Origin of the sequence: Kocuria rhizosphaericola (genome assembly GCF_044462205.1) — a bacterium.
Classification (GTDB): Bacteria; Actinomycetota; Actinomycetes; order Actinomycetales; family Micrococcaceae; genus Kocuria; species Kocuria rhizosphaericola.
In genome coordinates, this window is sequence record NZ_JBISWK010000011.1 from 1 (window position 1) to 12,693 (window position 12,693).

14 protein-coding genes and 2 tRNA genes are annotated in these 12,693 nt (G+C 72.7%); 10 read left to right on the forward strand and 6 right to left on the reverse strand.

Going from position 1 to position 12,693, the window contains the following annotated elements; genetic code table 11:
• Positions 1-234 precede the first annotated feature (234 nt).
• Positions 235-954 carry a GAF domain-containing protein gene (locus tag ACH9D2_RS00725; RefSeq protein ID WP_396360804.1) on the forward strand — a complete coding sequence of 240 codons (720 nt, stop codon included), beginning with the start codon at positions 235-237 and terminating at the stop codon, positions 952-954.
• Between the two features lie 204 nt (positions 955-1,158).
• Here the strand turns inward: ACH9D2_RS00725 and ACH9D2_RS00730 are convergent, their stop codons facing one another.
• Complete coding sequence (locus ACH9D2_RS00730; protein ID WP_396360806.1) at positions 1,159-1,515, reverse strand: hypothetical protein; 357 nt, start codon at positions 1,513-1,515, stop codon at positions 1,159-1,161.
• 273 nt (positions 1,516-1,788) lie between these two features.
• On the opposite strand from ACH9D2_RS00730, the gene ACH9D2_RS00735 reads away from it, so the two are divergent.
• On the forward strand, positions 1,789-2,217 hold the full coding sequence (locus ACH9D2_RS00735; RefSeq protein WP_396360808.1) for a DUF1801 domain-containing protein: 429 nt from the start codon (positions 1,789-1,791) through the stop codon (positions 2,215-2,217).
• Between the two features lie 157 nt (positions 2,218-2,374).
• Positions 2,375-3,343 carry an NAD(P)/FAD-dependent oxidoreductase gene (locus ACH9D2_RS00740; protein ID WP_396360809.1) on the forward strand — a complete coding sequence of 323 codons (969 nt, stop codon included), beginning with the start codon at positions 2,375-2,377 and terminating at the stop codon, positions 3,341-3,343.
• Between the two features lie 78 nt (positions 3,344-3,421).
• Here ACH9D2_RS00740 and ACH9D2_RS00745 read toward each other — a convergent pair whose 3' ends face one another.
• Entirely contained in the window at positions 3,422-4,900 is a 1,479-nt protein-coding gene (locus tag ACH9D2_RS00745; protein ID WP_396360811.1) for a selenium-binding protein SBP56-related protein, read from the reverse strand.
• A gap of 383 nt (positions 4,901-5,283) precedes the next feature.
• On the opposite strand from ACH9D2_RS00745, the gene ACH9D2_RS00750 reads away from it, so the two are divergent.
• The 3 genes from ACH9D2_RS00750 (at position 5,284) to ACH9D2_RS00760 (ending at position 6,861) form a co-directional block, all read left to right on the forward strand.
• On the forward strand, positions 5,284-6,474 hold the full coding sequence (locus ACH9D2_RS00750) for a glycosyltransferase (protein ID WP_396360812.1): 1,191 nt from the start codon (positions 5,284-5,286) through the stop codon (positions 6,472-6,474).
• 180 nt (positions 6,475-6,654) lie between these two features.
• A tRNA-Thr gene (locus tag ACH9D2_RS00755) sits at positions 6,655-6,726 on the forward strand.
• A gap of 61 nt (positions 6,727-6,787) precedes the next feature.
• Positions 6,788-6,861, forward strand: a tRNA-Met gene (locus ACH9D2_RS00760).
• Positions 6,862-6,967: 106 nt separating this feature from the next.
• Here ACH9D2_RS00760 and ACH9D2_RS00765 read toward each other — a convergent pair.
• Positions 6,968-8,101: a calcium/sodium antiporter gene (locus tag ACH9D2_RS00765; protein WP_396360813.1), complete on the reverse strand. Its 1,134-nt coding sequence runs from the start codon at positions 8,099-8,101 to the stop codon at positions 6,968-6,970.
• 111 nt (positions 8,102-8,212) lie between these two features.
• Here ACH9D2_RS00765 and ACH9D2_RS00770 point away from each other — a divergent pair, with 111 nt between their 5' ends.
• From ACH9D2_RS00770 to ACH9D2_RS00785, 4 genes are read left to right on the forward strand one after another with little or no spacing between them, the layout of a single operon-like run.
• On the forward strand, positions 8,213-8,662 hold the full coding sequence (locus tag ACH9D2_RS00770; protein ID WP_336649883.1) for a MaoC family dehydratase N-terminal domain-containing protein: 450 nt from the start codon (positions 8,213-8,215) through the stop codon (positions 8,660-8,662).
• Between the two features lie 2 nt (positions 8,663-8,664).
• Positions 8,665-9,144, forward strand: a complete 480-nt coding sequence (locus tag ACH9D2_RS00775; protein ID WP_396360815.1) for a MaoC family dehydratase — start codon at positions 8,665-8,667, stop codon at positions 9,142-9,144.
• 43 nt (positions 9,145-9,187) lie between these two features.
• Positions 9,188-10,303 (forward strand): UDP-N-acetylmuramate dehydrogenase, encoded by a 1,116-nt coding sequence (locus ACH9D2_RS00780; protein ID WP_396360816.1) that lies wholly within the window; start codon positions 9,188-9,190, stop codon positions 10,301-10,303.
• Positions 10,304-10,313: 10 nt separating this feature from the next.
• Complete coding sequence (locus tag ACH9D2_RS00785) at positions 10,314-10,709, forward strand: TIGR02611 family protein (RefSeq protein WP_396360817.1); 396 nt, start codon at positions 10,314-10,316, stop codon at positions 10,707-10,709.
• Positions 10,710-10,738: 29 nt separating this feature from the next.
• Here ACH9D2_RS00785 and ACH9D2_RS00790 read toward each other — a convergent pair whose 3' ends face one another.
• The 3 genes from ACH9D2_RS00790 to ACH9D2_RS00800 are packed head-to-tail and all read right to left on the reverse strand — an operon-like array spanning position 10,739 to position 12,668.
• Positions 10,739-11,119 carry a GntR family transcriptional regulator gene (locus ACH9D2_RS00790; protein ID WP_396360818.1) on the reverse strand — a complete coding sequence of 127 codons (381 nt, stop codon included), beginning with the start codon at positions 11,117-11,119 and terminating at the stop codon, positions 10,739-10,741.
• A 3-nt stretch (positions 11,120-11,122) separates the two neighbouring features.
• Positions 11,123-12,265 carry an aspartate-semialdehyde dehydrogenase gene (asd, locus tag ACH9D2_RS00795; protein ID WP_396360820.1) on the reverse strand — a complete coding sequence of 381 codons (1,143 nt, stop codon included), beginning with the start codon at positions 12,263-12,265 and terminating at the stop codon, positions 11,123-11,125.
• A gap of 10 nt (positions 12,266-12,275) precedes the next feature.
• The gene (locus ACH9D2_RS00800; RefSeq protein ID WP_396360821.1) at positions 12,276-12,668 is read right to left on the reverse strand and encodes a GNAT family N-acetyltransferase; all 393 of its coding nucleotides are present in this window, start codon (positions 12,666-12,668) and stop codon (positions 12,276-12,278) included.
• Positions 12,669-12,693: the final 25 nt, after the last annotated feature.

A 12,693-nucleotide genomic window follows, 5' to 3' on the forward strand; every position in this document is an offset into this window, starting at 1 on the left:
CACCGCCGCGCTCGAAGACCACCTGCGTCGTCGGAGTCCCGCCCCGGCGCAGCCACCGCAGGAGAGACGCTGCCGACCCTGTGGCCATCACCGCCTGCCCGGCCCTCTGCGGCCGGGCGTATCCTTGAGCGGAGGGGCAACCGTCGAGCGAGAGACGACCTGCCGTCGATGCCGGCACGACAGCGCACGATGCACAGTGGACTCGACCCGCCCCGCTGGACCGAGGGGGCCCCCATGCAGTCCGAATCCTCTGCCACGGAGCTGACCGCGGTCTCCGCCCGCATCCGGAACATGCTGCTGACCCAGGAGCACGCCACCGCCGCGGTGCGCCAGCTGGCCCAGGTCGCCCAGGAGCTCATCCCCTCCGCGGCCGGAGCCGGGGTCTCCCTGATCGACGACCACGCGCACAGGACCAGCACCGGGACCACCCACCGTCTCGTGGAGGCCGCCGACGTGCTCCAGTACGACCTCGGAGAGGGCCCGTGCCTGAGCGCCTGGGCCTCCGGGACCCCTCAGTGCATCAACGACACCACCGACGACGACCGCTGGCCCGAGTGGTCGGCGGCCGTGGCCCGGTCGGGGATCCGCTCGATGCTCAGTGTCCCGCTGGTGTTCCAGGACCGGTGCCTGGGCACATTGAAGATCTACGCCACCGTCGGTCACGCCTTCACCGGCCACGAGGAGCGGCAGCTGGGCCTGCTGGCCGCAGCGGCGGCCACCCTGCTGGGCACGGCCCAGTCCGCGGATGCCACGCAACGGTTGAGCGCTGCGCTGCAGGCCGGCCTGGAGGATCGGCAGGTGATCGATCGGGCCACCGGGATGCTCATGGAACAGCGGGCGACCGACGCGGCCGACGCCCACGCCGTGCTGCTGACGGCTTCACGCGCTCAGAACCGCCCCATGACCCAGGTGGCCCGCCAGATCCTGGACCGGTGCCCGGACCCGCAGAGCTGAGGCCCCGCCGTGGCGCACGACGGTGCCGGGACCGCACCTGCCCCTCTGTAGTACGAGGTCGTCGCCCGTGCCGGCGTCGAGGGAAGCAACGGCGGCGCACCACCTGCGTCAGCGTCCACGCCACTGCTCCTGCGCCGCGTCCATCCCGAGGCCGTCCAAGGCGGCGTCATCAGGGGCGCCCGGACGGCCGGTACCCTCCGGCGCTCAGGCCGACCACGGAAGCGGCTCCGGCGCTCCGGCTCTGCTCCGGTGGCTCGCCAGGACGGTCACGGGGCGGTGGGTGGGCTGAGAGCGCTCCGCCGCGGTGAGCACCTCCACCGGGCCGGCCCCGGCGTCGTCGTGCTCGAGGGCCCAGCGCAACAGGTCCACCGCGCCCGCCTCCACGTGCTCGGCGCAGGTGAGGTCGACGGTGACCGCCACCGGCGGGACCAGGGCCCGGGCCCGGGCCACGAGAGGACGGAGGGCGTGCTGGTTGGCCTCGGTCACGCACCCGGTGACGACCAGGCGCACATAGGCACCGTGGAGATCGATCTGGACGAGCACGGAGAGTTTGTGGTCCATGGGTGAGCATCCTTCATCGCATGCCGGGAACCTCAGCCCCTTTCGCGGGCCCTTCCTCACGGTAGGGAAGCAACCACCGCGCTGACAAGGAACGAGCTCGCGCCAGGCCCTACATTTCTCCAACCGGCGGGGAGGACCCGCCCCCGACGCGGTGGACCGTCCTCGGCGTCATGGCCGCACCGGTCGGCGGATGGCGGGACTACAGTTCTTCACGTCGACGCAGGCACGTAGCGTTCCGCCTGCCGTAATGGAGGGCGTCGAGGGAGGAAATCCGTGAAAGATCGCAACGACGACGATGCGGGGCCGAAGCTGCTCTCGGGCGGTAATCCGCAGATCCCCAGAGGTGAGGGCGACGGCCCGGTGCAGGACTACATCGCGGCCATGCCGGGCTGGAAGAGAGACATCGGGCAACGCCTCGACGACCTCGTGGAGCACACGGTCCCCGGGGTGCACAAGGCCGTGAAATGGAACCAGCCGTTCTACGGCCGCCAGGGCGAAGGCTGGTTCCTGGCGTTCCGTTGCTACACGAACTACGTCCAGCTGCAGTTCTTCAAGGGGTCGTCACTGAGCCCGACGCCTCCCAAGGCGTCCAAGCACGACGAGGTGCGCTACCTCGACATCCACGAGAGCGATGAGCTGGACGAGGACCAGCTTCGATCCTGGGTCGAGCAGGCGGGCGAGCTGCCCGGCGAGAAGTTGTGAGGCGGTTGTCGGCCGGTTCCGCCCCCGGGCCTCCGTAGGACCTGACCGCCGGTTGAGCAGGTGCCGGAGTGCGTCGCGCTCCGGCCCGGCGGAGCAGTTGCGTAGAGTGGATCGGACGACCGATGCAGTGCTTGCCGCGAGCCACGGAAGAGAGCCCATGGCGTCCGATCTGCCCTCCTCCGTCGACGTGCTCGTGGTCGGTGGTGGTCCCGCCGGACTGTCCGCGGCCACTTGGCTGGGCCGCTATCAGCGCTCCACCGTGGTCGTGGACGCAGGGCAGCAGCGCAACCTGCCCGCCGAGTCCGCCCACGGTCTGCTGGGCAGGGATCCGACCACGCCGGACGGGCTGCTGGCTGAGGCCCGCGCCGGGCTGGAGCAGTACCCCCAGGTGATGCTCCACCACGGGACGACCACTGCCCTGCGCCGGGACGAGGGCGGCCGGTTCCACGCCACCGTCGACGGCGCCGAGATCTCCGCGGAACGGGTCGTGCTGGCCACCGGGGTCCGGGACCGTGTGCCGGAGATCGCCGGCTTCGCCGATCACTACGGCATCGACGTGCACCACTGCCCGGCCTGCGACGGGTACACCGCCCGCAACCAGCTTGTGATCGTTCTCGGTTCCGGAGAGCACGTCCCGGCCTACGCCGCGGAACTGCTCGACTGGGCCGACAGCGTGCGGATCGTCACCGGGGCCGTCGAACCGGCCTTCGACGAGGAGCAGCGCGCGGTCCTGGCCGACCACGGCGCCGAGGTCGTGGACGGGGTCCCCGAGGCGCTGATCGGGGACCCCGGCGCCCTGACGGGGGTCCAGCTGGCCGACGGAGAGCTCGTGGAGGGGGACAAGGTCTTCTTCTCCTACGCCCACCACCCCACCAACGACCTCGCCCGGCAGCTCGGGTGCGAGCTCGACCACGAGGGACGCATCGCCGTCGACGGGTTCCAGCTGACGAGCGTCGACGGGGTCTACGCCGCAGGGGACATCACGGCGGGCCTGCAGCTCGTGCCGATCGCCATCGGCCAGGGAACCGCCGCGGGGGTGGCCTGCGCCACATCGCTGCGAGGGCGACCAGCCGCCGGGGCGGCCCCCGCCCCGGCCCCGCCGACGCGCTGGTTCACCGTGCGCTGACGACCACGCCTCCTCCTCTCCTGTCGGTCGCTCCAGCGGGGGCTCTTCCGGGGGTGGTGCTGGTCTCGAGCGTGCGGGTCAGGTGCGGTAGCAGTACGAGTCGGAGGACGCGTCCCCGCCCTGCAACCGGATCTGGTGCACGCGCAGGCCGCGGAAGTCCTCCTGGGAGAGGAAGAAGTCCTCGTCGAGGGACAGGCCGCCGGTGTCGGTGTCGGCGTCGATCTTGGCCATCCAGGCCCCGATGCCGTGGGGGTAGAGCTGGTCGTCCCAGGCACCGTAGAGGGAGTTGGTCACGTAGACCCGTGTGCCGTCGCGGCTCGTCTCCACCATCTGCGGGCCTCCGCCGAGCCAGGTGCCGGGGGCGGAGGGGTGGGCGGCGCGGTCGCCGATCCCGCCCAGGCGCACGGATCCGGTCTCGCGCGGGTGGGCCGGGTCGGAGACGTCGTACTGCTTCAGCTCCCCGGTGCCCCAGCAGGAGACGTAGAGCCAGCGGTCGTCCACCGAGAGGGAGATGTCGGTGACCAGCGGCGGCACGGCCCCGAAGGGGCGCAGGAACGGCGGCAGTTTCTCCTCCTCGAGGGGCTCGGCCGGGATGGAGACCACCTTCTCGGCGGTCCAGTCCCCGGCCTCGGTGCGGTGCCAGTGGAAGATCGACGCCGAGAGGTCCTCGGTGGAGATCACCGAGCCCATCAACCCCCACGTCGAGCCGGGATCGTGGGCCGGGCGCAGCTCCAGGGCCATCTGGTGCTCAGGGCCCAGCTCCACCCGTTGCAGGTGCTTGCCTTCGGCCAGGTCCCAGAAGTGCAGGGCGTGGCCGTACTCCTGGTTGAGCAGCTGCTCGGGGACGATGCCGTTCTCCACCATCGCCGGGGTGCCCCACTCGCTGGTGACCAGGGTGTTGTGCATCAGGTGCCACCAGGCGTCGTAGGCCAGGTACTGCGGGCCGCGGTCGGTCTCCCACTGCCTGAGCACGTCGAAGGTGTTGTGGTCGAGCACGGCGATCCCACCCGGTCCGCCGTCGCCGGAGGCGGTGCCCAGGCAGGAGAGGTAGACCCCGTCGGGGCCGCAGTGCAGGGTGTGCGGCCGGGAGTAGCCGGCCTTCTCGGCCAGTTCTGCGGCGGTGATGGTCTTGACCACCCGCGGGGTGCGGGGGTCGGGGTGGGTGTCGGCGACGTGGACGTTGGAGGAGCGCAGTCCGGGCATCAGCAGGTACCGGCGGGAGAGGCCGTCCATGTCGTGGCCCTCGTGCAGGAACGCGCTGCTGCAGGCGTTCCACCCGAAGTGGTGCAGTTCGTCGCCGGTGGTGGGCATGTCCTCCCAGCCGACCACCGTGCCGTAGGACGGGGAGTCCGGGTCCAGGTCGACGACCGTGAGCGCGTCGGGGCGCTGGGCGGTGTGGTCGAAGGCCACCACGTAGGCCAGCTCCTCCCTCGGGGCTGCGATGGCCTCGGCCGGGGAGCGGTAGAACGTGGGGTCGGTCACCGAGGACGCGGCCGCACCGGTCTCGGCACCGGACCCGGTGTGGCTGTGGTCGTGGTCGTGGTCGGAGAGTTTCAACGAACCTCCCAGGTTATGGGGGCGGACGGTCAGGTCCCGGGTTCTGGACCGCGGGCCGGCCCGGACTCCGGAGAGGAGGCGGGTCGGGCCCCCTCGGCCTCTCGTTCTCCTGCTCCAGCAAGCTGATCCACTGACGCAGCTCGCTGACTCTCGAATGGCTCGGCTGTGGTGACACCGGACTCGTGCCCGTCCTCGCCGCTGCGGGAGATCCGCACCGCCCCGTCGCGGCACCCTCGGGGACGAAGAGCAGGCACAGCATCATTCTCCCAGACCTCCCACGGTCGGGCCAGGCCGGACGTCGCCCGCTGGTGCATCGGTTCCGCACGGACGTCCGGACCCGCCGCGCGCCTCCCGGCCGCAGGCCCGACGATAAGGTGAGTCCCATGTTGGACACCCCAGCGACGGTGCTGCTGCCGGGACCGCGTGCCGAGCTGCTGGGGGGCGATCCCGGCCGGGTCCGTCGGTCGCTCTGCCTGTACACCCGCTCCGCCAACCCCTCCGGGATGGGGGCCCACATGCTGGACCTGGTTCGGGGCCTCGTCGACCGCATGGACGTGACCGTGCTGTGCCGCGCCGGCGATCGCGCCGGCTGGCTCCTCGAGGAGGCCTCCGCGTGCGGCGCCCGCACGGTGGCGCTGCCCGGCCCGCACGACCCCGCCTACCCGGAGGTCGTCAGCGGTTTCCTGTCCTCTCATCCGGTGGACGTCTTCCACTGCCACGCCGGGTGGGGATGGGAGGATCCGCACGGGTTGCGACTGGCCAGGGCGTCCGGAGTGCCGGCGGTCATCATCACCCACCACATGTCCTTCCTGATCCACAGGCGCAGGACGGCCGAGAGGCTGGTCCGGAACACCTCGTACGCCCACTGGCGGATCGCCGTGTCCTGTGGCCTCCGGGACACCTACACCGCCCGCGGGGTCAGTGCGGAGCACTTCGTCACGGTGCCCAACGGAATCGGTCCGCGGCGGCAGCCTCCGGGGCGGGCGGCAGCCAGGGCGGCACTGCAGCTGCGGCCGGACGACCCCGTCGTGCTCTCGACCGGGCGGCTGACGGCCGTGAAGGGGCAGCGGTACCTGGTCGAGGCCGCCGCGCTGCTCGGACCGGACCACCCGGGACTGCAGGTGGTGATCCTGGGGGAGGGGGAGCTGCGGAGGGAGCTCGAGGACCTGGTGGCCGAACGCGGCCTGACCGGCTCGGTGCACCTGCCGGGCCACCGGCCGGACGCGCGGATGCTGCTGGACGCCGCAGACGTGTTCGCACTGCCGTCACGGGCCGAGGGCATGCCGCTGACCCTGATCGAGGCGATGGAGGCCCGCGTGCCGGTGGTGGCCACCCGGGTGACCGGCTCGGACGAGGTCGTGGCTCACGGCGAGACCGGGCTGCTCGTGCCCCCCGGGGACGCCGAGGAACTGGCCGCGGCGCTGGCGGCACTGCTGGACGACGGCCGGCGGCGCGCGCAGTTCGCCGAGGCCGGGCACAGGAGGTATCTGGAGGAGTTCACGGTCGAGTCCATGGTGGCGCGCACGCAGGCCGTCTACGACGCGGCTCTGGCCCCCCGGTCCGCAGGGCGGTGAATCGCCTCCCGGCTCCCCGGGGTGCCGTTCTCCGTGACGCCCCGGACGAGTGGGCAGCGGCGGCCCGAAGGGCCGCGAAATCCCGCTCGACCAGGCGCGAGGCCCTCCTCCGGGGGGCCCGGAGGAGGGCCTCCGGCGATTTTGGTTCTCCCGAAACCTGCTGGTAGAGTCTTCGTCGTTGCCCCGATAGCTCAGTGGTAGAGCGCCATCTTGGTAAGATGGAGGTCCCGGGATCGATTCCCGGTCGGGGCTCTCGTGATGAGATCCCGTGGCCCGGCCGTCAAGGCCGTCAGCCGCGGTGTCCCATCCCTCTGGCGGTGTAGCTCAGCTGGTTAGAGCGCACGACTCATAATCGTGAGGTCGACGGATCGAGCCCGTCCACCGCTACGGCGAAAAGCCCGTGACCCCGGTCACGGGCTTTTGTCGTGCCCGGGCGCAGCCCGCGCCGGCATCCGCCCCGACGCGGTCCGGCGGGATGCTGACGGCAGGGGCGTCACGGAGAGCGCTCGTGAGCCCGGCGTCCCCGGTGCAGCCCGAGCTCGTAGGCCGTGAGGACGGCCAGCGTCAGGGCGACCAGCGGCAGGACGAACCACACCATGGTCCCCGTGAACCCCACCAGGGCGTCGTGCTCGGTGGCCGCGAGGACCACGTAGCCGGTGTAGGCGGTGTACAGTCCCACGAACAGGACGCCTTCCCAGCGGGCCACCGCGAACCCCGTGAACGCCACGGGGAGGAGGGCCACCGACGCGGCCAGCATCACCGGGATGTCCAGGGCGACCGCGGCGCCGGCCACCGGGATGCCGTCGGGGGAGATCAGGGCGGGCAGGCCGAGCACCACCCCGATGTTGAAGAGGTTGCTGCCGACCACGTTGCCCACCGCCAGGTCGCGCTCGCCGCGGCGCACCGCGATGATCGACGTCGCCAGCTCGGGCAGGGACGTCCCGACGGCGACGACGGTCAGACCGACCACGAGGCTGCTGACGCCCAGCGAGGTCGCGATGCTGACGGCCCCGTCGACGAGCAGGCTCGCACCGGCCACGAGCAGACCGACGCCGAGCCCCAGGAGCAGCACCGAGCGGGGGACCGAGGCCGGAGGCGGTTCCTCGTCGGCACCGGCTCCGGTGCCGCCGGCCTCCCGGTCCCCGGCGGGGACCGCCGCGGCACGGACTCCGGTGTCGCGCCGGCCGACGACGACCGTCAGCACGGTGTGCACCACCACGGCGGAGAACAGCAGCACCCCGTCCAGGGCGCCGATCCGCCCGTCGAGGGAGACCAGGAGCAGCGCGGCCGACAGGACCACCACCAGGGGCAGGTCCAGGCGCACCAGGCGCTGGGTGACCGCGAGGGGGAGCACGACCGCGGCGACCCCCAGGATGAGCAGGACGTTGACGATGTTGCTGCCGACCACGTTGCCGACCGCCAGGCCGGGCTCGTCGCGCAGCACGGCACCGACGGTGACGGCCAGCTCCGGTGCCGACGTTGCCGCCGAGACCACGGTGAGCCCGACCACCAGGGAGGAGATCCCCACCCGCCGGGCGAGCGCGGACGCCCCCCGCACCAGGAGCTCCCCACCCAGGACCAGCAGCACCAGTCCGACGGCGATCCGGCCCACGTCCAGAAGATCCATGGGCAGGAGTGTACGTGCCCGGAACGCCGGCGACCCGCCGGGCGGAGCACGCCACCGTAGACTGGGCGCGTCCCGCCGCCTGCGCGCGGCCCCGTCCATCGAGGAGCTGCCATGCCCGTGAACCCCGATCTCGTCGGGCGGACCTACCCGCCGGCCGAGCCCTACAGCGTCGGGCGCGAGGCGATCCGCGACTTCGCCCGCGCCGTCCAGGCCGGCCACCCCGCCCACCACGACGTCGAGGCGGCCCGCTCCCTGGGCCACCCCGACCTCGTCGCGCCCCCCACCTTCGCGATCGTGGTGGCCCAGCGCGCCGACGCCGCGCTGATCGCCGACCCCGAGGCCGGCATCGACTTCTCGCGCGTGGTCCACGCCGACCAGCGCTTCACCCACCACCGCCCGATCGTCGCCGGGGACGAGCTCGTGGCCGAGCTGCACGTGGACCAGGTCCGGGCCATGGGCTCCGGGGCGATGGTGACGTCCCGCGCCGAGATCCGCGCCGCGGACGGCGAGCACGTCGCCACCACCGTGTCGTCCCTGCTGGTGCGAGGAGAGGACCAGTGACCATGAGCATCGACTTCGACAGCCTCGAGAAGGGCCAGGAGATCGGGGAGCGCCGCATCGAGCTCTCGCGCGCGGACCTGGTCCGGTACGCGGGGGCCTCCGGGGACCTCAACCCGATCCACTGGAACGAGGAGTTCGCCCGCTCCGTGGACCTGCCCGACGTGATCGCCCACGGGATGCTCACGATGGGCGCCGCCGTGCAGCTCGTGACCGACTGGGCCGGCGACCCGGGCGCCGTGGTCGACTACCAGACCCGCTTCACCAAGCCGGTCGTCGTCCCCAACCGGTTCGGGACCGCGGTCGAGGCCTCCACGGCCCTCACCGTCTCCGGGAGGATCGGCGCCCTCGACGACGACGCCCGCACCGTGCGCGTCGACCTCACCGTGACCGCCCCCGACCTCTCCGCCGAGGACGCCGATCCGGCGACCGCCGCCCCGCTGAAGGTGCTGGTCAAGGCCCAGGCCGTGGTGCGACTGGCGTGAGCCCCTGCCGGGGCACCGCGGGCCGCCCGATAAACTGGTCGCCATGACATCCCCTCGCATCGCAGACCTCACGACCGCCGCCGTGGGCGGGCCCGCCCGCCACTACGTGCGGGCGGAGTCCGAGCAGGCGGTCGTCGACGCCGTCGCGGCGGCCGACGCCGCCGGGCGGGACGTGCTCGTGGTCGGGGGCGGCTCCAACCTCATCGCGGCCGACGCCGGGTTCGCGGGCACCGTGGTGCACGTGGCGTCGCACGGCGTCGAGGTCCTCGCCGACGACCCCGGCAGCGCCCTGCTCGAGGTCCAGGCCGGACACTCGTGGGACGAGCTCGTGGCGCAGGCCGTGGCCCAGGGTCTGGTCGGCATCGAGGCCCTGTCCGGCATCCCCGGCACCACGGGCGCCACCCCGGTGCAGAACGTGGGGGCCTACGGCCAGGAGGTGGCCCAGACCGTCGAGCTGGTGCGGGTCTGGGACCGCCACGAGCGGCGCGTGCGGGACTTCTCCCCGGCCGACCTGGCGTTCTCCTACCGGGACTCGGCCCTCAAACGCAGCACGGTGGCCGGCTCCCCGCGCCACGTGGTGCTCGCGGTGCGGTTCCGGCTCGGGCACGGCACCGAGAGCGCCCCGGTGCGCTACGGCGAGCTCGCCCGCCGGCTCGGCGTCCAGGTGGGGGAGCGCGCCCCGCTGGGCCGGGTGCGGGAGACCGTCCTGGCCCTTCGCGCGGGCAAGGGCATGGTCCTCGACCCGGACGACCGCGATACCTACAGCACCGGCTCCTTCTTCACGAACCCCGTCCTCCCCGCGGACGCCCTGGGGGAGCGGCTGCCCGCTGACGCCCCTCGCTTCCCCGTGGTGGACGCGGCGGGGCACCCGCTCGAGGACCGGGTCAAGCTCTCGGCCGCCTGGCTCATCGACCACGCCGGCTTCGGCAAGGGCTTCGGGCTGCCCGGGACCCGCAACGAGCTCCTGGACCTCGACGGCGCCGCGGTCGCCGGCGGACGCGCCTCGCTGTCGACCAAGCACACGCTGGCCCTCACCAACCGCGGCGACGCCTCCGCGCAGGACCTCATGGCACTGGCCCGGGCGGTGCGCGACGGCGTCGCGTCCGTCTACGGGGTGGATCTCGTCGCCGAGCCCGTCATCGTGGGCACGGCGGTCTGAGGCGGAGGCCGTGAGCAGCCTCGAACAGGAGATCGCCCAGGGGGAGAACTCCGAGGGCCGCGTGCGGCAGGCCCTGGGCCGGCTGCGCCGCTGGTCGCGCGGGCACCCCCTGCTGTTCGCGGTCTACCGGACGCTCGTGACGGTCCTCGGGGGCGTCTTCGTCCTCGCGGGACTGATCATGCTCGTGGCCCCGGGCCCGGGGTGGCTCGCCATCTTCCTGGGACTCGGCGTCTGGGGCACCGAGTTCCACTGGGCGCACCGGCTCAACCAGTGGGCCAAGGGACAGGTCATGCGCGTGTGGCGGTGGTGGCTGGCCCGCACGGCCGAGGGACGGCACCGCCGGGCCCTCGCCGGCCCGGGCAACCTCGTGCCGGGTCCCCGGCACCTGCGGACCCCCGGCGGCTGAGACGGACCCGGCGCCGGTCGGTTCTCCGGTCAGCGGGAGCGGCCTAGCTGCGCGGCCACCAGCTCCAGGGCCTGCTCCGCCGAGAGCCCGAGGTCCGCGATCTCCGCGGCGTAGCGGCGGGCGGCCCGCACCGCCAGGTCCTCGGTCCGGTCCGCGGCGCGCACGAAGCTCCCCTGACGGCCCCGGGTCTCGATGACGCCCGCGGCCTCGAGCTCGCGGTAGGCCTTGGCCACGGTGCCGGCCGCGAGGCCGAGCGCCTCGGCCAGCCGGCGCACCGGCGGGAGCCGGGTGCCCGCCGGAAGGGTGCCGTCCGTGCGACCCTGCTGCACCCGGTGCTTGAGCTGCTCGGACGGCGGGCGGGCGTCGTCCGCGTCGAGCACCAGCCCCGGTGGGATCGAGGTCTCCGCCACCGGCTACAGGGTGCCGGTGGCGATGCGCAGCATGCGGCGCAGGGGCTCGGCCGCGCCCCACAGCAGCTGGTCGCCGATCGTGAAGGCGCTGATGTAGCCCGGGCCCATGGAGAGCTTGCGGATCCGGCCCACGGGGATGTCCAGGGTGCCGGAGGTCGCGACGGGGGTGAGGTCCCGCATCGAGTCCGCCTTGGTGTTGGGCACCACGGTGGCCCACTCGTTGTCGGCGTCGATGATCCGCTCGATCTCGTCCACGGGCAGGTCCTCCCGCAGCTTCACCGTGAGGGCCTGGGAGTGCGAGCGCATCGTGGCGATCCGCACGCACAGCCCGTCCATGGGCACCCAGTCCTGGGCGAACCGGTCCGTGCGGCCCAGGATCTTGTTGGTCTCGGCCGCGGACTTCCACTCCTCGCGGGACTGCCCGTCGCCGAGGTCGGCGTCGATCCAGGGGATGAGGGAGCCGGACAGGGGCGCGCCGAACATCGAGGTGTCGAGGACGTCGCCGCGCTGGGCGTCGAGCACCTTGCGGTCGATGTCCAGGATCGCGGAGGCGGGGTCGGCCAGCTCGTCCGCGACGACGCCGTGGAGGGCCCCGAACTGCGCCAGCACCTCCCGCATGTGCCGGGCCCCGCCGCCCGAGGCGGCCTGGTAGGTCATCGACGTGGCCCACTCCACGAGGTCGTTGCGGAACAGCCCGCCCAGCCCCATGAGCAGGCAGGACACGGTGCAGTTGCCGCCCACGAAGTCCTTCACGCCGCTCGCGAGACCGCGGTCGATGACGTCCCGGTTGACGGGGTCCAGGACGATGATCGCGTCGTCGTTCATCCGCAGGGTCGAGGCGGCGTCGATCCACAGCCCGTCCCACCCGGCGGCGCGGAGCCGGCCGTGCACGTCCTTGGTGTAGTCCCCGCCCTGGGCGGTGACGATCACGGGCAGCTTGGCCAGGGCCTCGAGGTCGTAGGCGTCCTGCAGCGTGCCGGCGTCCCCGGCGAACCGCGGGGCGGGGCGGCCGGCGCTGGAGGTGGAGAAGAACACGGGAGTGATCCCCCCGAAGTCCCCCTCCTCCTGCATGCGCTGCATGAGCACGGAACCCACCATGCCCCGCCAGCCGACGAACCCTACCGAATCACCCGAGCGAAAAGTCATGGCCCCCAGTCTACTGGGCGCGGTGGAGGGCCCAGCGCCGCCGCTTCTCCTTCACCTTCTGCGCCGGCGGGAGCTCGAGACCGGGCACCACCAGCTCGCTGTACTGCGGGAAGCGGTGGAGGTAGTCCTGCACGTAGGTGCACGTGGGCCGCACCGCGACGCCCTGCTCACGGAAGCCGTCCAGCAGCAGCGTGACGAGGGTGCGTGCGTAGCCCTGCCGGCCGAACTGCTCGCCGATGATGGTGTGCTGGAGCTCGACGGTGCCGTCCTCGTGCTCCTGGAAGCCCTCGAAGCCGATGAACTGCTCCCCCCGCCACAGCTCGAAGCGGTCGAGGTCCGAGTTCTTCACGACGCGCAGCTGCTCGTCGTCCCGGATCGTGGGGTCGGGGTGCCGATCGGTCACGGTCTTCCTCCTGGTCGTGGTGCAG

Bases quoted from the DNA above. Each gene is read 5' to 3' on its own strand.
- ACH9D2_RS00725 (WP_396360804.1), top strand. From the start codon at position 235: ATGCAGTCCGAATCCTCTGCCACGGAGCTGACCGCGGTCTCCGCCCGC.
- ACH9D2_RS00730 (WP_396360806.1), bottom strand. From the start codon at position 1,515: ATGGACCACAAACTCTCCGTGCTCGTCCAGATCGATCTCCACGGTGCC.
- ACH9D2_RS00740 (WP_396360809.1), top strand. From the start codon at position 2,375: ATGGCGTCCGATCTGCCCTCCTCCGTCGACGTGCTCGTGGTCGGTGGT.
- ACH9D2_RS00750 (WP_396360812.1), top strand. From the start codon at position 5,284: ATGTTGGACACCCCAGCGACGGTGCTGCTGCCGGGACCGCGTGCCGAG.
- ACH9D2_RS00765 (WP_396360813.1), bottom strand. From the start codon at position 8,101: ATGGATCTTCTGGACGTGGGCCGGATCGCCGTCGGACTGGTGCTGCTG.
- ACH9D2_RS00770 (WP_336649883.1), top strand. From the start codon at position 8,213: ATGCCCGTGAACCCCGATCTCGTCGGGCGGACCTACCCGCCGGCCGAG.
- ACH9D2_RS00775 (WP_396360815.1), top strand. From the start codon at position 8,665: ATGAGCATCGACTTCGACAGCCTCGAGAAGGGCCAGGAGATCGGGGAG.
- ACH9D2_RS00780 (WP_396360816.1), top strand. From the start codon at position 9,188: ATGACATCCCCTCGCATCGCAGACCTCACGACCGCCGCCGTGGGCGGG.
- asd (WP_396360820.1), bottom strand. From the start codon at position 12,265: ATGACTTTTCGCTCGGGTGATTCGGTAGGGTTCGTCGGCTGGCGGGGC.